The organism is Leptolyngbya sp. NIES-2104 (genome assembly GCF_001485215.1).
Taxonomy (GTDB): Bacteria; Cyanobacteriota; Cyanobacteriia; order Leptolyngbyales; family Leptolyngbyaceae; genus Leptolyngbya.
The window spans coordinates 3,619,748-3,641,090 of the sequence record NZ_BBWW01000001.1 but is presented as its reverse complement, the minus strand read 5'-3'; the positions used below and the strand labels follow the sequence as shown (position 1 = coordinate 3,641,090).

General features: G+C 46.8%; 19 protein-coding genes. 6 read left to right on the top strand and 13 right to left on the bottom strand.

Annotated elements, in window-relative coordinates; translation table 11 throughout:
* Positions 1–41: 41 nt before the first annotated feature.
* Both NIES2104_RS17275 and ispE read right to left on the bottom strand, forming a co-directional pair.
* Complete coding sequence (locus NIES2104_RS17275) at positions 42–344, bottom strand: DUF3082 domain-containing protein (RefSeq protein WP_058999520.1); 303 nt, start codon at positions 342–344, stop codon at positions 42–44.
* Positions 345–355: 11 nt separating this feature from the next.
* Positions 356–1,297, bottom strand: a complete 942-nt coding sequence (ispE, locus tag NIES2104_RS17270; RefSeq protein WP_058999519.1) for a 4-(cytidine 5'-diphospho)-2-C-methyl-D-erythritol kinase — start codon at positions 1,295–1,297, stop codon at positions 356–358.
* A gap of 150 nt (positions 1,298–1,447) precedes the next feature.
* Between ispE and NIES2104_RS17265 the strand changes: the two genes are divergently transcribed.
* Positions 1,448–2,044: a hypothetical protein gene (locus tag NIES2104_RS17265; protein WP_058999518.1), complete on the top strand. Its 597-nt coding sequence runs from the start codon at positions 1,448–1,450 to the stop codon at positions 2,042–2,044.
* Here the strand turns inward: NIES2104_RS17265 and rsmA are convergent.
* Together rsmA and purM are read right to left on the bottom strand one after the other, a co-directional pair.
* Positions 2,013–2,849, bottom strand: coding sequence for a 16S rRNA (adenine(1518)-N(6)/adenine(1519)-N(6))-dimethyltransferase RsmA (gene rsmA, locus NIES2104_RS17260; RefSeq protein ID WP_058999517.1), 837 nt, complete (start codon positions 2,847–2,849; stop codon positions 2,013–2,015). The genes NIES2104_RS17265 and rsmA overlap by 32 nt on opposite strands.
* On the bottom strand, positions 2,850–3,878 hold the full coding sequence (purM, locus tag NIES2104_RS17255; RefSeq protein ID WP_058999516.1) for a phosphoribosylformylglycinamidine cyclo-ligase: 1,029 nt from the start codon (positions 3,876–3,878) through the stop codon (positions 2,850–2,852).
* Between the two features lie 342 nt (positions 3,879–4,220).
* Here purM and NIES2104_RS17250 point away from each other — a divergent pair, with 342 nt between their 5' ends.
* Entirely contained in the window at positions 4,221–5,273 is a 1,053-nt protein-coding gene (locus NIES2104_RS17250; RefSeq protein ID WP_058999515.1) for a septal ring lytic transglycosylase RlpA family protein, read from the top strand.
* A gap of 313 nt (positions 5,274–5,586) precedes the next feature.
* On the opposite strand, the gene NIES2104_RS17245 is transcribed toward NIES2104_RS17250, so the two are convergent.
* The 3 genes from NIES2104_RS17245 to NIES2104_RS17235 form a co-directional block, all read right to left on the bottom strand.
* A complete protein-coding gene (locus NIES2104_RS17245; RefSeq protein WP_058999514.1) occupies positions 5,587–6,774 on the bottom strand; it encodes a class I SAM-dependent methyltransferase in 1,188 nt (395 codons plus the stop codon).
* 206 nt (positions 6,775–6,980) lie between these two features.
* A complete protein-coding gene (locus NIES2104_RS17240) occupies positions 6,981–7,190 on the bottom strand; it encodes a hypothetical protein (RefSeq protein ID WP_058999513.1) in 210 nt (69 codons plus the stop codon).
* 706 nt (positions 7,191–7,896) lie between these two features.
* Positions 7,897–9,081 carry an NAD(P)H-quinone oxidoreductase subunit H gene (locus NIES2104_RS17235; protein WP_058999512.1) on the bottom strand — a complete coding sequence of 395 codons (1,185 nt, stop codon included), beginning with the start codon at positions 9,079–9,081 and terminating at the stop codon, positions 7,897–7,899.
* Between the two features lie 197 nt (positions 9,082–9,278).
* On the opposite strand from NIES2104_RS17235, the gene rsmH reads away from it, so the two are divergent.
* A complete protein-coding gene (gene rsmH, locus NIES2104_RS17230; RefSeq protein WP_058999511.1) occupies positions 9,279–10,163 on the top strand; it encodes a 16S rRNA (cytosine(1402)-N(4))-methyltransferase RsmH in 885 nt (294 codons plus the stop codon).
* A 20-nt stretch (positions 10,164–10,183) separates the two neighbouring features.
* Positions 10,184–10,801 (top strand): hypothetical protein, encoded by a 618-nt coding sequence (locus NIES2104_RS17225; protein WP_202815086.1) that lies wholly within the window; start codon positions 10,184–10,186, stop codon positions 10,799–10,801.
* Here NIES2104_RS17225 and NIES2104_RS17220 read toward each other — a convergent pair.
* The 5 genes from NIES2104_RS17220 to NIES2104_RS17205 form a co-directional block, all read right to left on the bottom strand.
* Positions 10,798–11,781 carry a site-specific DNA-methyltransferase gene (locus tag NIES2104_RS17220; protein ID WP_058999510.1) on the bottom strand — a complete coding sequence of 328 codons (984 nt, stop codon included), beginning with the start codon at positions 11,779–11,781 and terminating at the stop codon, positions 10,798–10,800. The two genes, NIES2104_RS17225 and NIES2104_RS17220, sit on opposite strands and share 4 nt — an antisense overlap.
* A 301-nt stretch (positions 11,782–12,082) precedes the next feature.
* Positions 12,083–12,907, bottom strand: a complete 825-nt coding sequence (locus tag NIES2104_RS17215) for a hypothetical protein (protein WP_058999509.1) — start codon at positions 12,905–12,907, stop codon at positions 12,083–12,085.
* A 93-nt stretch (positions 12,908–13,000) separates the two neighbouring features.
* Positions 13,001–15,151 carry a DUF3769 domain-containing protein gene (locus NIES2104_RS17210; protein ID WP_058999508.1) on the bottom strand — a complete coding sequence of 717 codons (2,151 nt, stop codon included), beginning with the start codon at positions 15,149–15,151 and terminating at the stop codon, positions 13,001–13,003.
* Between the two features lie 148 nt (positions 15,152–15,299).
* Positions 15,300–15,416 carry a photosystem II reaction center protein I gene (locus NIES2104_RS30900; RefSeq protein ID WP_071837045.1) on the bottom strand — a complete coding sequence of 39 codons (117 nt, stop codon included), beginning with the start codon at positions 15,414–15,416 and terminating at the stop codon, positions 15,300–15,302.
* A gap of 72 nt (positions 15,417–15,488) precedes the next feature.
* Complete coding sequence (locus tag NIES2104_RS17205; protein WP_058999507.1) at positions 15,489–16,967, bottom strand: hypothetical protein; 1,479 nt, start codon at positions 16,965–16,967, stop codon at positions 15,489–15,491.
* A 41-nt stretch (positions 16,968–17,008) separates the two neighbouring features.
* Between NIES2104_RS17205 and NIES2104_RS17200 the strand changes: the two genes are divergently transcribed.
* Complete coding sequence (locus tag NIES2104_RS17200; RefSeq protein ID WP_058999506.1) at positions 17,009–20,305, top strand: alpha-mannosidase; 3,297 nt, start codon at positions 17,009–17,011, stop codon at positions 20,303–20,305.
* 31 nt (positions 20,306–20,336) lie between these two features.
* Here NIES2104_RS17200 and psbN read toward each other — a convergent pair whose 3' ends face one another.
* Positions 20,337–20,468, bottom strand: coding sequence for a photosystem II reaction center protein PsbN (psbN, locus tag NIES2104_RS17195; protein WP_059001845.1), 132 nt, complete (start codon positions 20,466–20,468; stop codon positions 20,337–20,339).
* Between the two features lie 157 nt (positions 20,469–20,625).
* Between psbN and NIES2104_RS17190 the strand changes: the two genes are divergently transcribed.
* The gene (locus tag NIES2104_RS17190) at positions 20,626–21,180 is read left to right on the top strand and encodes a hypothetical protein (RefSeq protein ID WP_058999505.1); all 555 of its coding nucleotides are present in this window, start codon (positions 20,626–20,628) and stop codon (positions 21,178–21,180) included.
* The last annotated feature ends 163 nt before the right edge of the window (positions 21,181–21,343 follow it).

Genomic DNA, 21,343 nt, shown 5'->3' with positions numbered 1-21,343 from the left:
TCTCGAACTGTCGCAATCCCGAATCATTTTCAGAATTGCGATTACTTATCAGATTGACTCTCAGGTTTCTGAAAAATTAACTGAATTCCTAAACCAGATAGTCCGAGCGTAGCAAGTCCGAAAATTCCAGTTGCCATCGCACTCATTCCAACAACCAAAGTTCTAACCGCTGAAGAAAGGCGTTGAACCACTAAACTATCAGCATGAATCGGTTTTGTTGCAAATGAAAGCCCGATCGCACTTGTCATGTTATACATCGCATACGCCAAAGCGCCCGCCACGATCGCGCCAATAAAACACCGTAACGGCGTTGGCATTTGAGATTTTTCTGGTGAATTTGTCATCGGTTTTCCTTTTAATGATTTGCTAAATGTACGCCGCACTGACTCAATTTTGTCACCCAAAGATCGAGATCTGAATCAGGAATGTTCGATCGCATTGCGTTCTTCATTTCCTCAGCTTGCGATCGCGATTCCGCCAGTGCAAACACGGTCGATCCTGATCCTGACATCATCGTGCCAACTGAGCTTAATTGTGCAAACTGCTCCCGTAACTGTTGAACTTTGCCGAATTCCGGCAATACAACCTGCTCTAAATCGTTGTGTAGATGCTGACCGATTTGTTTAAGATCACGGTGCGCGATCGCATTTAGGATTTCTCTCGATCGAGCTTTTTTCGCGTCAATTTCCTGCGGTGTTTTTGGATAAGTTTCTCCAAAATTCTTGCGATAAGTTTGATAAGCCCAAGGCGTTGAAACAGACAACTCTCGATATTTTGCTAACACAACATAGAAGTTGTCTAACCCCGTTAAAGGTGCAAGCTTTTCGCCTCTTCCGGTTGCGAGCGCTGTTCCACCGGAGACGCAAAATGGAATGTCTGATCCAAGTTTTGCTCCTAAATCTTGCAGTTCAGACTGCGTTAATCCCAAGTTCCACATCAGATCAATTCCAACGAGAACCGCAGCGGCATTACTCGAACCGCCTGCTAATCCCGCGCCCATTGGAATTCTCTTTTCTAAATCGATTTCAACTCCGCCAAATTTCGCATAGACATCTGGAAATTCTCGCATCATCAATTCTGCGGCTCGATACGCTAAATTCGTCTGATCCACCGGAACCGCAGGATGATCACAATGCACTAGAACGCCTTCCACCGAGCGCGATCGTACGGTGACTCGATCCGCCAGTTCAATACTTTGCAGCACCATAACCAACTCGTGGAAGCCATCGGGACGATCGCCGACGATTTGCAGATAGAGATTAATTTTGGCAGGTGCAATTAGAGAATACGATCGCATAACTTCGCCGCTTCAAGACCTATTTCATTATCAGGGACGGTTGGAATCATTTCACCCGTTAATTTTTACGACATTTTTCACCGATCTTTCTAAGGTTACGTGAAGAAAGAAATAGATAGAAATCCTGCTTCATTCACAACGGTAAGAGTAATGAAAAAAATTCTAGGCTTAATCAGTTTAGCGATCGTTGCGGTGATGGTTGCGGTAACAACAGGACACGCACAAGATTTACCGCTGGTAGGATTTTTATTTGATGGTCGAAGCGCTGGAGATTCCCGTCAGGCTGCGGTTTCCTTAGTTGGAATTCGGTTCACGGGTGAATGTCCGGGAGAACTGTCACCTTCAACCAGTGCACGATTTTTCTCGAAATCGACTCAACCTGCACCAGAATTACGGGCAGTGGTTCGGAATGTCACGTTTGGATTTGCGGGGGAACAAAAGCCGTTTACCGATCGAGAATATTTTAACGGCGATGTTTCTGAAGGGTTTGTGATTCGATTTGGCGATCGACATGAAGGAAAATTTCTCGCAGTTCGACCAGGCGAGAATCAGTTTGAATATGAAATTAGACGCGGAAAACAATCGATCGAAACTGGCAAGTTTTCCGCAACGTTTGACAGCAGAACGTTTGAGCAGGAGCGAGATGCAAGATTAGTTTGGCGAGAAACAAAATATTGTGTTAGGTATGAGAAAAAGCGCTGTGTGAAAGAACGAGTTAGCGGATATTACGAGCGGACGTGTTCCTAACGAACGCATCACTTAATTCAATCCATTCTCGAACGCTTAAATCTTCTGCCCGTGATTGTGGATTGATATTTAATTGCTCTAGTAAAGCGTTCAATTCTTCAACTTCAATCACGCTTTTCAGATTATTTCGCAGCATTTTTCGCCGACTGGAAAAGCCGAGTTTGATCAAGGTTTCTAATTTTTGAGGATCTGCGGCGGGATTGTCGATCGCTCTTGGTTTCAATCGAATCACCGCAGAATCGACCTTCGGAGGTGGCGAAAATGCCTTCGCTGGCACATCACAAATAAATTCAGCATCCGCTAAATATTGAACTCGAATCGACAACGCGCCATAGTGAGATGAATTTGAATTGGCACAGATTCGGAGTGCAACTTCTCTTTGAAGCAGCAAGACGATCGAGTCAAACGGATGCAGATTTGGATCAGCGATCGTGCCCAATAATTTCTCTAAAATCGGTCCTGTAATGTTGTAAGGAATATTCGCAACAACTTTTCGAGGATTTTGAAACGCGGGAAATGGCTCTAATAATTGATCAATATCAAGTGTTAGAAAGTCGCCTTGAAGTAATAGGAAATTCTCAAACTTTCCAAACTTCTGCACTAAGATCGGGCACAAATCTCGATCGATTTCAACTGAAATCACTGCACCAGCTTGTGTCAATAACTGACGGGTGAGAATGCCCGTTCCGGGACCGATTTCGAGAATGCGATCGCTGTCTGTCAATTCGGCAGAACTGACAATCTTATTCAAAGCTTTTTCGCTTTTTAGCCAATGTTGACCGAATTGTTTTCTTGCTTTTGGCACTTATTCAGGCAATCCTAATAATTCACCAGATCCGGGAACAACCGTTCCAATTTGAGTAGGCTTCAACCCTTCAGACTGGAAAAATTCCAAAGTCCGATCAACGCTCTCACTCGGAACAACCACCACGAATCCCACCCCCATATTAAAGGTATTGAACATCGCATTGGGTGAGACTTTCCCTTCACTGGCTAACCAATGAAAAATCGGTAGAGTCTCCCACGAGTGCGGATCAACGTCGATCGTCTGATTCGGACCCAAACACCGAGGTAAATTCTCAGGCAATCCGCCCCCAGTGATATGAGCCATCCCGTGAATTTCAATTCCAGCCTTTAACGCCGCCAAAATTGGTTTTACGTAAATTTGCGTCGGTGTAAGTAGCACTTCTCCTAATGTTGCGCCACCCAGTCCGGAGGGTCGATCGCTCCAATCAAAACCTCGATCGATCACAATCTTCCGCACCAAACTAAAGCCGTTGCTGTGAACGCCGGAACTGGGAAATGCGATCGCGACATCGCCAATCTGCACCTGCGATCCATTCAAAATCCGACTCTTCTCAGCAATTCCCACACAAAAGCCCGCCAAGTCATACTCATTCTGCTGATAAAATCCGGGCATTTCCGCAGTTTCGCCGCCTAAAAGCGCACAGCCAGCCGCCTCACAGCCCTGAGCAATTCCTTCAACGACCGCTGCAAGCTGTTCCGGTAGCAATTTTCCCGTTGCAACGTAATCAAGGAAAAACAGCGGCTCCGCTCCACACGTCAGAACATCATTCACACACATCGCCACTAAATCGATTCCAACCGTGTTGTGAATATCTAACTGATGTGCCAGTTTTAACTTCGTCCCAACGCCATCGGTTCCTGAAACTAAGACAGGCTCTTGATACCCGGAAGGCAACTGAAACAAACCGCTAAATCCACCTAACCCGCCTAAAACCTCAGAACGGTATGTACGCTTGACAGAATCGCGAATGCGATCGACAAACGCCCGTCCCGCTTCAACATCTACGCCCGCTTCCCGATAATCCATGCTTGCCGATTAAATCTGCAAAACATCAGCATACCTCACAAGTTGTATGAAGTTATCGTAAAGTTCTGATGAAGCTAGAAAAGGTTCATTTCCGCTACTATGCGGTAAAAGTGCCTCAGAGCAACGATTTCAGCCCTTATCAAAATTTAAAGAAAGTGTGAAGTTTTATTTCAGACAGACATTACCCTGATCCCCTGGGTAAAAACTTCATGCTAGTCTGTTGCAGTTCTGAACTCAGGAGTGAACACGGAGCGAGTACGAGTTAGCACAGCTTAAGTTGTGTCAGTTGGCAAACCGCCACATCTCGGACTCAAAGTTTGAAGTGAATCTCACAAAGGATATATGAATCAGAAATTGATTAGCGGTTTGACTGCCGCGTTACTGGCAACCAGTACGATCGGAGTCGCTTCTGTCCTCGCAGAATCTACTCCAGCAGCCAGCCAAGGATCTACGGAGCCTGAAACTCCCCGACCGTCTTCCCCGCGATCGTCCGATACGGTGAAGCTCGGCGAACAACAGAATACTCAAGCCGATGACTCGATCGCGACCATCCACTCGCACGAGGTCAACGGGCGTAAAGCCGCCACCCTCTATGTCCGAAACATTCCAGTTCTTACCTTTGTCGGTCAGTCCCGCAACTCCTCTACCGAAGTGAAAGTCGGTGAAGTGCAGGCGACTCCTACCCAAGCCGCGAAGCTCAAATACGGTGCCACTACCCCGGTCGAATCCAGCACCCAGCCGCGCCAGAATTCTTCCAATCCATCTCAAGACCCGATCGCTCGTGCAACCGCGATCGCAGCCCGCTTAAATCAACTCGAACGGGAGGGTGTCGATGCCCGCAAAATCACCGTTCGATGGAACGAAACCAAGTCCGGCGATCAATTCGTGATCGAGGCAAACAAACAAACGATCGTTGCGGTCGATCCTCAGACGATGCTCCCGGATACGACCCGCAATCCAGAACAAGACGCGCTCCAAGTCGCGAATCGTCTCCGCCGCTTACTCGGCAATGCTGAACCCCTACGCCAAGTGGCGAACCGTCCCAGACGCGCCCCTCAAGAGGTTGCACTGGGTCCCATCCGGTTTCGCGTGACAGGGATGGCATCCTGGTACGGTCCCGGTTTCCACGGCAATATGAGCGCGAGTGGTGAGCGTTTTAATCAAAATGCTTTAACTGCGGCTCACAGAACGTTACCGTTTGGCACGATCGTACAAGTGACAAATCTCGATAACGGGCGCACAGTATCAGTACGAATCAACGATCGAGGTCCTTTCTCCGGGGGTCGCGTGATTGATTTGTCGGCAGGTGCGGCTCGTGTTCTGGGTCTGATGGATAGCGGCGTTGCTCCCGTTCGCTTGGAAATCAGAGATTCGAGACGGGTTGCAGGAAACTAGCAGCAGACTTGATGCAGCGATCGTTTAATTCGTTCACTCCTTTTTGATGCGATCGGTAGAGTTTCGCTTCGTTCAAAATCCGGGAAGCCCCCTAAATCCCCCACGAGTGGGGGACTTTGACAACAGAAAAAATCTGTAGTCGAGGGAAGGCTCACATAACAGATGCTTTCGGGCTTAGACAGCAGAATGGTCTTCTCCAAAAGAATGCCACCGAAACCTGAACTTGCTCATCCTTCAAAGTCCCCCAGAATGGGGGATTTAGGGGGCGCAACCCACCCAAAGCGAAGCGAAAAATTTATCAACCCACGATCGCTCAAATTCGCTGCATCAACCCTTTCAATTGAATGTCTTGACTCAAATTCTTGCTTTGAATCAGAACACCAAAGCCACCTAATCCCATTGGATTCATTAACTGATGTAATGCGTCGCGGCGTTGTAATCGGTTTTGTAAATCCTGGGTGCTGGTGGCTTCCGTTTGCGTAATTTCCATCAATCGATCGCCCAATCCCAACGACATCAAAAATAATCCCTGCTGCGTAAATCCTTCTGTTCGTAATCCCGATCGCTCTCCCGCTAATTGCAGCCCGGTAAAGTCCACATGAGCCGTAATATCCTGCTCTCCCACATATATATAGGGATCGTTGTGATGACTATGCTGGTAATAGCACTGTAATGTTCCTTGCGATCGCATCGGATTGTAATACCGATTCGCAGGGTAGCCATAATCGATCGTTAAAATAAATCCGCGATCGATCTTTTGCGCGATCGTCTCAATCCAATCCAATGCTGCTAAATTCACCTCAGTCCGGTAACCATCGGCAAAATTCAAAACATCAACGCCAATGAACTTAAAATAATCGGCTAATTGCTCAGTAGAAAGATCACCGATCGTTTCGGCAAATCGATTCTCTTCAAGCTGAACGTAAATTTCTTTGAGCGTACGATCGCGAATTTCGACTAAATGCACCGGAAACGCATCGATTAATTCATTCGAGAAAACGCAACCCGTGATCGAATTGGTGGGAATTTCCTCGATCGGTGTCCATTCGATCCGCACTCCCGCCTCCGTCCAACGCCGCAATCGATACCGCTGCTCCACCACGTGCGCGGCTGCTTTTTCCCCGATGACGTACGTGAGGCAATGAAAACAATCCGAATACTTAAAATCAAGATATCGCAACACATCCGCCGCGAGTAATCCCTGTCCTGCGCCCAATTCAACCACAGTAAAGGGATCAGGCTGACCGAGAATCTGCCACATCTCCGCCAACTGTTCCGCAACTAATTCGCCAAAATCAGAAGACAAATGGGGCGAGGTGAAAAAATCACCCTGCGCCCCAATTTTCTCTCTTGGTCTGGTGTAGTAGCCCAACTGTGGACAATACAACGCCAGATCCATAAATTCTGCAAACGTAATTCGCCCGACATCACGAAGATGTTGCGATATGAAATTGTAAAGTGGACTCGAATCATCCACAAACTGATTTTCTTGAGCAAACATGACCTGAACACTAGAAACGATCGCTTCTAATCTATTGCATTTTTCAGTCAGTCAGAGTAGAGTATCTGTACTAAACTGAACAAGCTGGAAAGAATAATCGAATCGAAGTCATTTCATCGAAGCGAGATCTAGCCTTATGTCTAGTGTCCAGGAAATCGATCGTGCGTAAACTAGAGTCACACCACAGTCCGCCTAGTGTTTCTAAACTACACTAATGCTGCTTCGCTGGCAGATTGAGCCGCAACCGGAGGTGCATCGAAAGCCACGATAAACTTGGCGCTCGGACGGGTCTGAGTCAAAACTTTCAGATAAGAATCTGCATCGTTACGACGACGGAACCGGATCACAACTTGGCGTTGCATATCAGGAGTGATTTGATAGACAACCCAGGGAGTTAGCTGCTCTTGGTACTTCATGGTTCAACAGTGAGGATAGTGGGATTACGAGAAATAGATAAGCACTCAAACGGTCTCTTGAGGTGAAACGCTACATCTAGGGTTTCGTTTCAGTTCACATACTATTGATAGCGTCTAACTTAGAAAAAGTCAATCTTTTTCTGCAAGAGTGCATGTTCGTGCATTCACTCAGTGTTTTTGCTGAAATTACAGTGCGAACCGCAAGCAGTCGAAAACTGGCTTACGCTTACTGATCCCCAGTCAAAAAGAAATCCGACTAAAGTAGGATTGTCAGCCACCGCCGCAGAAGTTTAGAGTGTTAAATCAAACACGCTCAATCGAATAGAACCGCCTCGACCAAATTCCGATAATTGGGATCATCGCTAATCTTGATCGTCCGATAGATTCACACCTGAAGCGCTCTCATGGCTTAATACAAGCGAATTAACGCAACAGCAGGAATATCCGTGAGCAGACGATAACAAAGATCACATTGATGTTTTATCGCTCAGTTCTTCGCTTTGGATCAGAACTGAATATCGACTCTGCGACGATGCAGAGCGATTAAAAAGAGTTTATTGAATGCTTAAGATTGACTGAGACTCATCCTAGCGCAAAATGAGTCGATCGCGTCCCTTTATGTGGTGATTTATCGAACCCGTTACACCCAGCAATAAAACAGGCAGGTTTGTTACACCTGCCTGAGCGCGATGAGTTGAGGAAAAATTTAGCGATCGACTGATCCCATAATGATGTCGATACTACCGAGAATCGTCACAATATCCGCCACCTTCATTCCCTTGACTAAGTAAGGGAGAATCTGAACATTGTTAAAGTCGGCTGCCCGCACTTTGAACCGCCACGGGAAGACGTTATCATCGCCGATGATATACACGCCCAATTCCCCTTTACCGCTTTCCAAACGAACATAGTGTTCGCCTTTCGGAATTTTGAAAGTCGGTGCCAGCTTCTTACCGAGGAATTGATACTCAGGACCATTCCACTCAGATTTCGGTCCTTCTGCCATCCGTTTCGCTTCTAGGTTCTCGAACGGACCGCCCGGAAGTGCCTTCAGTGCTTGTCGGATAATCTTGACCGATTCGCGCATTTCCCGGATTCGGACGATGTAACGGGCGTAGCAGTCTCCTGCCGTTTCCCAGTGCACATCCCAATCAAAGTCATCGTAGCTTTCGTAGTGGTCAACTTTTCGCAAGTCCCACTTCACGCCCGAAGCCCGCAGCATCGGACCGGATAAGCTCCAGTTAATCGCATCTTCGCGAGTGATCACACCCACACCATCCACTCGACGACGAAAGATCGGGTTTTCGGTGATTAAGCGCTCGTACTCATCGACTTTGGGCATAAAGTAGTCACAGAAATCTGCACACTTATCGACCCAGCCATACGGTACATCAGCAGCCAAACCGCCAATGCGGAAATAGTTGTGGTTGATCATGCGGTAGCCAGCAACGGCTTCCCACAGATCGTAAATCAGTTCGCGTTCACGGAAGATGTAGAAAAATGGGGTCTGTGCGCCGACATCCGCCATAAACGGACCAAGCCACAGTAGGTGATTGGCGATGCGGTTGAGTTCCAGCATGATCACCCGCAAATAACTAGCACGTTTGGGAACATCAACCCCAGCAAGTTTTTCAACGGCATTGACAACGATCGCTTCGTTGAACATACCCGCTGCATAATCCCAGCGACTGACATAAGGCACGAACATAATTGTCGTGCGGTTTTCGGCGATTTTCTCCATGCCTCGGTGGAGATAGCCAATTACAGGTTCACAATCGACCACGTTCTCGCCGTCGAGCGTGACGATCAGGCGCATCACCCCGTGCATCGAGGGATGGTGCGGACCCATGTTGAGGATCATGGGTTCTGTCTTGGTTTCGATCATTGCCATCGGTGTTCTGCCTCTCGATTCACGGTTCAGGGCAAGCTTGTGGAATAAGGCTTGGTGGGCACTTGTTGCACTTTCTTAATTATAGAGAATCTTGCCGGATCAAAGGGTTTGGAATCAATTTGTGCAGGATTCAATTTACACTTAGACGCGAATAGAATGAAATCAATAGTCGTGCGTGGCTCGATCGCGAAATTATCATGAGTTCTGAGTTTTTCCATGTTCCTGTGCTGAGTCGCGAAGTGATTGAAGAGCTGGCGATTCACAGCGGCGGGGAGTATCTCGATGCGACGGTCGGCGGAGGGGGGCATAGTTCGCTGATTTTGGCAGCGGCTTCAGATGTGAAATTAACCGCGATCGATCAAGATGAATTTGCGCTCTCGGCAGCGCGGGAGAAGTTAGGCGATCGTGTCACCTTTTTCCATACGAATTTCGCGGAGTTTGATCCGGGTGAAGCGAAGTTTGATGGAATTTTGGCGGATTTGGGGGTGAGTTCGGCTCAGTTTGATATTGCCGATCGAGGTTTCAGTTTCCGACACGAAGCGGCGCTCGATATGCGGATGAATCAGCGGCAGGAATTAACCGCAGCCGAGATCATTAATCATTGGGAAGAGTCGAAGTTAGCCGATATCTTTTACACCTACGGCGAGGAAAGATTATCGCGACGAATTGCGAGACGAATTGTAGAACGGCGACCGTTTAAGACGACGATAGAACTCGCAGACGCGATCGCGCACTCTGTTCCAAAACAATATCGCTACGGTCGAATTCATCCGGCAACTCGTGTCTTTCAAGGCTTGCGAATTGCGGTGAATCGAGAGCTTGAGGTTTTAGAAACGTTGATGCAAAAAGCGCCGACTTGGTTAAAACCAGGGGGGCGATTAGCGATTATTAGTTTTCACAGTTTGGAAGACCGAATCGTGAAACATCGAATGAAAGAATCGGAGCTTCTAACCGTGATTACGAAAAAGCCGATCGTGGCTCAAGAAGATGAGATTCAGGAAAACGTGAGATCTCGATCGGCAAAATTACGAATTGCAGAACGAAAATCTATCGATTGTGAGAACATCAATCAAGCAAATTAGCAAAATTGCTCTATTCTTGCATGGCAATTTATCAAATAATCGCCATGAAGATTGTTCAGGAAGTCGCCTTAGTTAGCGTTGGAAATTTTGAAGAGTCAAATGATTGGGCTATCATTCGGACTGAAATTCGCCAAGCAATTGCCTTAATCGTGCATCCTCCTGGGTCTGAAGGTTTTACTATTAACCCAGCAAAACACGGCAATGGAGTTAAGCCGATTAAAGAAGCCTGCATGATTGCCTTAAAGGATCGATTTGGCTGGCAGTTGGAAACTTCAGTCCAATATGCAACTCGCTCCCCAGGCAAAGTAGACGCGACGAAAGCACTTGATAGTCATCTTTTTGCGCTCGAATGGGAAACAGGGAATATTTCTTCAAGTCATCGATCGATGAATAAAATGGTGCTTGGATTGCTACGAGGTGTTTTTCTAGGAACTGTCTTGGTTCTGCCAAGTCGAAAGCTTTATCCCTACCTTACCGATCGCATTGGTAACTATGAAGAATTAGAGCCATACTTCGATGTTTGGCGATCGATGCGAATCGAAGAAGGTTTTTTAGCCATTTTTGTCATCGAGCACGACCACATCGATAGCAATGTACCGACGATCGTGAAAGGAACAGACGGACGTGCTCTGATTTAGGAATAGGGAATTGGAAGCTGTGAAGGAGTTGGTTTTCGGGGCTTCTGTTTCTTGCTGCCTCTTGCTGATTCCCACTGTTCGACGATGCCATTTGCGAGGTCGGTCAGTCGCTCGATCGCAGGTTCAACATCGCCGATCTCTGAACCGATCCAATAGCGGTGTAGTTTCTCAGCGGCATAAAAGGTTGTTCCTGACCCTCCAAAGGGATCAAGTACGACCTGACCTGGAATGGATGCCATTGCGATAATTCTCTCCAGCATGATTGGAGCCAATTCGTTTGGGATGCGTTTTTTATGTCGTCGATGTCGAACTGGAGGAATATCTGTCCACATCTCTTCAGCGATCGTCCATAACACTTCATTTGGAGCAGCTTCAGAAGCGTCTTCCCAAACATCCTCTGGCAGATCCCAAACATCCATCAAGTTAATTCCTTTTTCGTTGAGGCTCTTGCGATGTCCGCCATAGTCTCGAATCTCGCCTCCACAATGGCGACAGACTTGAATGGGTGTGTAGACTTTGTTAAAAACGGCGGGTTCTCCTTTAGTGTAATAAATCAGTCCATAGTGAGCCGGAGACATTTTTTTGCCTCTTGGAAAGGCTTTTGGCATCCGACAAGCGATCCAATGTCGGAATAGCATTCCTTTTTGATTGAGATATGCACCGTGATCGATGCACCACCTAGGCAGATTGAAAACAAATAAGCTGCCGCCTGGTTTAAGAACTCGAATGCTCTGATCAAGCCACTGATATGACCAAGCTAAATATTGATCGACCTGCATCTGATCGTTTACACCTTTTCCGTATTCTTTGCCTAAGTTGAAAGGAGGATCAGCAAATATTAGATCAATCGAGTCATCTGGCAGGATTGATAGCAACTTAAGGCAATCTCCTTGATACAAAATTCCATGCTTACTTGCATAAACTTGTTTTAATTCTTGCTGAAGTAGAACATCTGGAGCGATCGCTGGAAACGGGAACATTCGCTTAGCCTTTAATACGTGAGTACCAATTCTAATGGAAAAAAGCCCAAAAACTAAGCCGCCCCGGTTCGCAGCGTGAAGCAGGGCGGCAAAGAGATGTTATCATCCCTCAAGCCTCCGCGCTGGTGTTCACAGCGTTGGGGGTTAGTCGCTCAAAGTTGGGTGAGATCTTCTTTGGGCGACGCTGGCTCAGTTGTTGGGCAGCGTTATCCTTTAGTTTTCAACGCAGCAGGATAACTTAATTCGCAAGCTTAGAGGATTTATTTGAGCGAGTCAAGCGAATTTCATCACTCCGAAACAATTAAGAATCGATCGCGGTTTCCTGCTCGACAACCGATTTCAATTTGCTGTGAAACTCCGTTTCGGCTGCGGTTGGCATGAATTGATGGATTGGTGGATGAACTTCTTCGGTGATTTCTAGAGGCACTTCTTCAGGAGCGATCGATTTCTCTTTCGTTTCTTCCGGCTGCAACTTGATTTTCATTGCTTCATTCGACGCATTCAAGCTTGAAGTAGCTTGCTCGATTAAAGCTTCGACTCCTGCTTGAAGTTTGGCGACTCGGTTTAAAAGAATTTCTGGAGCTTCGATGTGATCAACCTTCAAAGGCACGATCGCACTATTTGATGGCACAAGTTCAGGAGGTTCTTCTTGTTGAATTTGTTCTGCCAACTCTGCCCAAGGAGGAGGTTCTGAAATAGAAGGATTTGCTGATGGCTTCGGGGTGGGGAAACTTGCTCGACTCGGTGCTGGAAGATCCGGAAGGAGGGTTGTATCAGGGGGTGATTTTGAGCATAGAGGTTGCGATAGATCGCGTGGAAATTTGTTGCAAACTAACCGTTCAAACTCGTAATTGAAGTGATAGCGGGGTTGTTGACGGCGATGCCAAAGTTGCAGAATTTGTTCAACAGATACGGCTTTATATCGACCTTGATAGAGGGCTTCGATTACTGCCCATCTGATCCAATTCTGAGCGTAGGTCGATTGCCATCGATCGATTAACTGCCGCGCATTATTTCCGCCCAAATCAAAGCTGTAGTGAATTAATAAATCCACCACTTGGGTTGCAGTCTCACGCCACAGAGACGCATTAGAATCGCCAGAAGAACCGTTCTGATCTGTCGTCATAACCCGCTATTTTAGGGCAAAATCGGAATTGATTTCCTCTATCTAGAACCATTCTTTTTAGAATCGACATGATTTGAGTGTAATCGATTCAAATTATTGTGGCGATCGGATCACGCCGCTTTCTACTGGAATGACACCACTTCCGGCAAATGGCTCTCGACTGCCACGATTCCAGTTGAAATCACTAATTTCAAATCCGACTGATCCTAATTCTTGCACCGGATTGTATCTCAAAGTAATTCCATAGGTGCGACGTTTGTATTCTAAAAAGTAGTCGGTGCTGATCTCTCGACCGTTGCCCACGTTGAAAGCAGTTTGAAAGCCGACGCGAAATGGACCGTAAATCTGTTGGGTGATGCCAGCATAGAGAATGCGATCGTCAGCTAATCGATCAAACAAGAACGGCGATAATCCCGATCGAAATGCTTGAGAATACGTGATGTTGAACGCGGTGTAATCCAAGAACGGACGAGAAAATCGCCCAAACTGACCGATCAAACTAACCGCACCACTAATACTATTTTGATTGTCGCCATTGCTGTAAGACGTTCCTACACCTGTGACACCGACCGCCAGCGCTAGAAAGGGACGAATCGGAGTTGGAGAATATTTCAAGCCTTGTTCTGGGGTTGCGGGTAGAGGTTCACCTTGCCAGAGGGGAAAAGCACGACTCAGAGCCGCACTTGCTTGAAAGCGTCCTAGACTAATGCGATTGTTCGATCGAACAGGTTCTAGCAAATCTAATCGATCGGTGTCTGCGGTGACGTATTGATAGCCGACTTGATAGCTTAGATTAATTCCGGTGTTTGCGATCGGCACAACAGGCGAGAAGAACACAGCACCGATACTACTTTGGACATCTTGGAAACCGAGCGAATTATTGAATAAGCGATCGCGATAACTCGCCTCTAAACTCAGGGTATGCGTTCCGATCAACTGCTGCGCCCGCAAGCTTCCCCGCAGTGATTCTTCAACTCGACTAAAATCTAAGCTCGTCAAAACGCCATCCCCTCGAATCAATGTTCGAGGAGTTAATCGTGCGGATAGCTGACTTCGGACACCAAACAGATCGGCGATATTACTGCGGTCTTGAATTGCTCTTTGAACAAAGAACTGAGGTGTAATCGTAAATTGAATGGGCGATTGCGGTAAGACATTGAACTCGCGCTCGATGAAGACACCGCCGCGATCGTTGCCATCGAATCCGAAATTGAATAAAGCAGGCGATCGCTGATTTCGATCAAGCACGAGCGTTCGACTTGGTAAGGGCAAAGAAAAGCCCTGATCAAACACCAAGCGATTTCGAGTTGTGCGAATTTCATCGCGCAAAGGTGCAACTCTTCTGAGTTCAGCGCGTTCAGCTCTCAGTTCTAATTCCGGTGGCGAAAATGGATCATTTGTAATCCGAATATTATTTGCCTGAAACCCCTCTGGATAGAATGCAATCTGAGCCGCCTCAAATCGCAATCGTCGGACACTTCCCCCTTCTTGAGGTAATCCTGGAATGCCGCTAGGATTTCGCTGCGAACCGACGGTAATTCGGACGGAGCCTGCTTGAGAAATATTATTCTGAGTTGCCAAAGCGCGATCGCCCACTGATCCAACCGGAACCACGCCCGCCGTAATATTCGTAGGTAAATTTGGATTAAGATCCGTTCCTGCGGTCGGAATAAAGATTTCACCGCTGGCTTGATCGATCGTTCCTTCTTCTTGAACTAAGTTGTAGCGAAATCGCGCTCCCCGCAAGACTTGTTCGCCTCTAGTGAGTGCGACATTTCCATCTGCTACGGCAAGCCGATTGATCAAATTCACTTGTAAGCGATCGCTTGTTAGTAACGCCCCTCGAAACCGCAGCGTCACCCGACCCTCAGCCGTAAACACTCGACGAAACTGATCGAATTCCTGTCGATCGGCTTTGAGTTCTAGAATCCCTTCAGCATTCAATTGCTGAGTTGGAATATTGCTCGGAGGGGGTGTTGGGGCAGGTGTTGGAATTGGAAGCGGGCTAGAAGGGGTATTTGTGGGCGGAGGGGGTGTTTGAGCGATCGGAGTTTCTGCAAAACTCCAATTGGGTTCTGAAGCCGCGATCGATTCGGTTCCCGTTAAGTCTTCTGCTCGGTTAGAAGTCTGCTCCATTGGCATTTTTTCAGGTGGAGTTGGTTTTGCAAGCTCGACCTTCGTTGAAGTCATGGGAGCAGGTTGGACGATCGCAGGGGGTTCAGGAGGGGGAACCGGATAAGGCATATTTTATAAATTCGTCTTCAGGCTAAAAATAGTGAACCGCATAGGCACTTTAACGGATGACGAGCGCGATCGCAAAATTGATTCCGTTGGTTTTTCCTATAAAAAAAGGGCAGGTCGTCTGCCCTCTCGTTCTCAAATGCGAGAAAGATTATTCTAAGTCGCGGCGGTTGGGGTTCCGTGCAGGGTCGTTTGAGAGGAACCCGAAGACGAATAAACCCACAAAGAAGGCGACGGTAATATAAACAACAATTTTGAGCGTGATCATGTCAATAACTCCAATGGCGATGGAAGAGGTTTGGGAATCGTCCTTTTATCTTACAGGAGTGCGGGATCGTTTTTAATGGCTGCGAGTGAGCCACCGCCAGAGAAAGATGATTCGGTGTTCGACCCAGACGAAGCCAGAATCGATCCATTGCAGGAATTTTTGCCACGGGGTGAGAACGTATTCGACATGAGTTGCTGGAGTTTCGATCCAGTCGAATGCCGTTTCGACATCAAAACGTTCTGGAGCTTCTACGGTGAGCGTGTGTGTTTGAGTTGAGGTAATTTCGGTAGGATTCGATTCGGTGCTGATGAGATCAGATTCAATGCTAATCAAGTTCGATCGCGTTTCAGTCACGATTTCCTCAGTTTGAGAAATGACGATCGAAGTCTCTTCCCACACTACAACTTTCTTTTGATGCACGATCACACCCGACAGTTTTCGCAAATACTCGCGAATTTTCTGGGTTAACGAGGGAGCGAATGAGAACGATCGCGTTTCGCCAAATCCGTTCGCCGTTCCTTCTAAGATCATCGTTTCTGGAGTTGCGATTGCTCTTGAATCTCGCCCTGAAACGCGAAACAAATCCCGGAATCCCAAATTCGTCGAAGCTTCTGCGGTTCCTGATAGTGCGCCATGTGCCGGAGCGAATCGAGTGCGTTCCCCAAAAAAGTAGTGAATTGCTGCCCAGATTAAGGCTTCTAGATCTGCCAAGTTCGGTAATTGAGCAAACCAAGAGGTGACATTTCTTGGATTTGGAGCTTTTGGAATTAAAGTTCCTGGATTCCAAGCAGAGAGAGGAACAGAAGGAACGAACCAGTTAAGTTCTCCGGGTTGCGCGATGATTTCAGCTTCCTGGAACAGATTGATCGCGATCGCGACTGGACTCGATTGCACCCAAGCCATTAATTGTCGAAACACACGAATCGGCGGCAGTAACGTTTCTCGATCTTCTGGCAATCCGAGCGGTGCAGATTTGAGATAAAGCTTCCGTTTCCACTGCCAATATCGCGCTAGTTCTAACCGAATCCGATGTTCGATTTGCTGTTGTTGTTCGGGGGTGAGAATGTCGAAAATGACATTGCCTTCGAGAATGAGAACGAATTTTCGAGTATCGATCGCACAAGCGATCGCTTGAATTTGATAAGGATTTGACGTGATCGAGCTTTCTTCTCGCCGCAGAATGAATCGTCCAATCAACACCAGTGGATGACGATCGCGCAGAATAGGCAACTTGCCACCGCTAACCAGTGCCCGTTTCACCGCTGTCAAAACATTCTGAATCGGTGCATCGCTTAGGTTTTTGGAGTCAATGGCGATTTCTTCTCGACTCATTCGCAGGCGCAACACGGCTTTTTCCACAGTGCGTCCAATCTGTTGCCCGATCGCTCTTGTGCCCTGAAACGCGGCATAGACTGGGTACAGCAAAATCTGAGTTGTCCAAATGGCGGTCACTTTGGCGTGTCTGAGGAGAGTCGCGCTTTTGTCAGCAAGCTTCTGAGTCTGCTGTGTGACAAACTTAAAAAATTGGCTCTGGTAGCGTCGAGAAGTCATAGACTGGGGGACATCGCATTTCTCACCCTCATCATATCGGTATGACAGACGTTCTTACTGCATCATTTATCGAGCGTTTACGCAACTTAGTCCAACAAGACGCGATCGAGCATTGGCAAGTCTGCGAAGATTGCGCGATTTCCGATGTTCCGTCACAGTCGTTTACAAAAATTGAACTGAACGAGAAGCGCTATCTGGTGTGGGAAAAAGGGCAAAAAGTCCGCTGGTTTTATCAAGAGTTCGTTTTGCCTGAAGCATTAAATGAGTATCCGTTAGCAGGATTGACGCTGAGATTGGCGTTAACTTGGTGGGCGGAATTTGCAGAAGTTTACGTGAATGGTGAGAAAGTTCAAGAAGGCGATTTATTTGATCATTCTTGTCGAGTAGTTTTAAGTTCTAGTGTGGTTCCGGGTGAAAAAGTTGCGGTTGCGATTCGATTGATCAGTCCGGGACATGACATTGGGGGATTAATGCGATCGCGCCTTATTTATGAATCGAATTACGATGAGAGTGATCCGGGATTTGTTGCGGATGAATTAGAAGTTATTCAGAGTTATATTGATGCGTTTGGATTAGAGAATATTCAGGGAGTATTTAGAAATTCGTGCTCATCCGAATTAGAAAATGATGCGGAAGTGTTTGAAGATTCGCGTTCATTGCGTTCACCCGCCCCGGAATGGAATTCGGGGCTAACAGAACGAAGTCCACTGAAGGGGACTGAAGACGCAGAACCAGATCTTCAGTCCGTTTCTAACGGACTTCGCACCGACAGCCCCGAATTCCATTCCGGGGCGTTACCGAAACGAAGCGAGAAATCTTCAATATCAGAGATCAAATTTGACTGGAAAATTCACGATCGCAATCAATTCCATCAATCCCTAGAATCCCTAAGAACTGCCCTTCTACCGATTAGTTCAAGAATCAAACAACACACAATTTTCTTACTCGGTCATGCCCACTTAGATATGGCTTGGCTCTGGGATGTTGAAGAAACTTGGAGAGCCGCAGAACGCACATTCATTTCAGTTCTAAACCTACAGAAAGATTATCCTGAGCTTACGTTTTGTCATACCACACCCGCTTTATACGAATGGATTGAACAAAATCGACCGGAGATTTTTGCTCAAATTCAGTCACAAGTGAAAGCTGGGAAATGGGAAGTTGTGGGCGGAATGTGGGTAGAACCAGAGATGAATTTGATCAATGCAGAATCGATCGCACGTCATCTCTTATACGGGCAACGCTACTGTCAAGAAAAGTTTGGTGAAATCTGCCGCGTTGCATGGCTTCCCGATACTTTCGGTTTCAATTGGCAAACTCCGCAATTTCTCAAACTTGCAGGCATTGATTACTTCGTCACTCAGAAACTTCGCTGGAACGATACGACACAGTTTCCGTATGAATGGTTTAACTGGCAAGCACCCGATGGTAGTCAGGTTAAAAGTTTGATGTCATCGCCGATCGGGGAAGCGATCGAGCCGATCAAAATGGCGAAATTCGCTTGGGACTGGGTGAATAAAACCGGGAAACCTCATGCACTGTGGCTATTTGGCGTGGGCGATCATGGGGGAGGTCCGACGCGGGATATGTTGGAAATTGCGGAACGATGGAAGCGATCGCCCTTTTTTCCAAGATTAGAATTTACCACTGCATTGGACTATTTAGAAAGCTTAGAAGCTCCAAAAGAAACTTGGAATGATGAGCTTTATTTAGAGTTTCATCGCGGTTGCTATACGACACATGGCGACCAAAAAAGGTTTAATCGGGAAGCAGAAGCTCGGCTGCACCTTGTCGAAATGGATGCTTCTTTGTCTTCGAGCTTGACAAACTCAACCTACTTGAAGACAGATCTAGAAGAAGCTTGGAAAATTGTTCTATTTAATCAGTTCCATGATATTTTGCCAGGCTCATCGATTCGTGAAGTTTACAATACTGCACTTGTTAAGCAGTTTGAGTTTGGAGATATTCTCGATAAAGTTTACGGCAAGTCGAATATTGGAATGCAAATAAAGCTCCCTATTCCGCCCCATCTAGAAGCGGTGCTTGTTGTAGTTTTTAATCCATCAAGCTGGGAAAGATCTGGAATTGTTACGGCAGATTTAGTAAGGTCTATTTCAGATGAACGAAGCTGGAAGATTTGCAGTTTGGACGGTGAAGATATTCAAGTTCAAATCGAGAAATCTTGGATTAACACAGGTGAGTTTCGCATTTATTGTTACTCATTCTGGGCAGAGACAATTCCCTCGATTGGCTACCGATGCTTTTGGCTTTATCCCGGCGAGCCTCTGTTACTTGATGCGAATGTATTTTCCGATGATTTCGTCTTAGAGAATGAGTTCATCAAAGCGATCGTTGATCCTGAAACAGGTAGCTTGTCTAGTGTCGTTGATAAAGTGAACGATCGCGAAATCCTAAACGGGCTTGGAAATGATCTTCAGGCTTTTCAAGATAGTGGGCAATACTGGGACGCATGGAATATTGATCCGAACTACGCGGCTCACCCTCTCGATCGTCCTAGATTGCTAGAGATTAAATATCGAAAATGGATATCTCTGATTCCTGGAATTGAAGTTAAACGAGCGATCGGAGAATCTATCTTTCGGCATTGGTATTACTTGGAGCCTGATTCACCCGTCTTGAAGATTTATACATCAGTCAATTGGAAAGAGCGACACGTTTTAGTAAAAGCTGCATTTCCGCTTAACCTAAAAGCCAATTTCGCGACTTATGAAATGGCAGGTGGCGCGATCAAGCGAACGACTCGCCCCGAAACCGAAGCCGAAAAAGCTAAATGGGAAGTTTCCGCACTTGGATGGACGGATCTAAATGATGGCAAATATGGCGTTAGTCTTTTAAGTGATTGCAAACATGGTTTCGATTGCCAATCAGACCAAATTCGGCTTACCTTACTGCGCGGCTCAGAATTTCCGGATTCTGAAGCCGATTTAGGTTCTCATGAATTTACGTACGCGCTGTATCCTCATGCTGGAACCTGGAAAACTGCTCAAACCACCCGGAGAGCGTTTGAACTTCTACAGCCCTTGGAAGTCTTCACACTCGACCAACTCCCCGAAAACGGCACTCTCCCGCCCGTTCATTCCTCCCTCGACCTCCAAGCCGACAATCTCATCCTCACAAGCTTGAAGCAGTCCGAAGACAACCCCAACGAATACATTTTGCGCTGTTACGAATGCCACGGCGAACCCGCAGAACTCAACCTAAAAGGCGACTTCGAGATCATTGAATCGGTTGATTTACTCGAACGTCCTATCCAAGCTCGCGCCGAAATCCGACCTTGGGAAATTCGGACTTATAGAATTAAGAAGAGGCAAAATTAGAAAGAGGGCATCACCTGACACCCTCTGATTTTTAGTCTTCATGGTCTTCAAACGGGTCTTCCAAATTGGCAGAAGGAGGACCAAACGCGGTGTAAATCGCGAATCCGGTGAGTCCAACGATCGCCGCGCAAATCGAAATATTTAGCGCGAATGCAGGTTCCATTTGGGATAAATCCATGAGAAATCTCTTAGTAGTATTACGAAATTATTACAAATTTTAACAGACTGTACAGACATCGCTCAGAATGCTTTCTGGCACTAGCTAAAGATCAGACGAATTTGCTAGAGTAAACATCCTGCCAGGGATAGAGCGACTCTCCATGCTATTGAACGAAAAACAACAGCGCATTTTAGAAATCATTGATGCCGGAAATACAACAGGAGAGGGTATTGCCAGCGCGATCGGCTCTTCGATGCAGATGATTCGCTACTATCTCGATACGCTGTCCGAAGATGGCTATCTCAAAGTTGCCAAAGTCTACGACAATGCCACCCGCGAATTTCAAGTGGTTCGGGCGTATTTGACAGACAAGGGAAAAGCAACGATCGTAAAAATACCTTCCCCAGTGGTTGTCGCTCCCGTTGATGAGATGGGGCTAATTATTGAAGCGCTCGATCGCATTGCGCCGATCGTCGAACAGTTACCCAGCGATCGGGCTGAAGTTGCCTCGGTTTATCTTGAAGATTTACAGAACGAAGTCAAAGTTGCTTATCGCCGCAAACCGCAACGGATTAGAGCATATTTTCTCGCGCTCGTGGGAACTGCCCTTCCTGTAATCCAGCAGACAGATCAGGCAGAGGTCTTTATCGAAACTGTGCGATTTCTATCCGGTCAGTTCAACGTGACCATAAAATTGCCTGAGAACGTTAGCTAGGCTGAAGTTTGGATCAAGAAGAAAAGCCAATTTTGCCTAAAATGCAAATTTTCAAGACTGCTAGGAAGTCTTGAGATACGCTCGATCGCATTGATCTAAGAGGATGTTTGAAAAGTTGTCGTTCGTTGCCACATCCCGCCCTGAAATGGAATTTCGGGCTAAT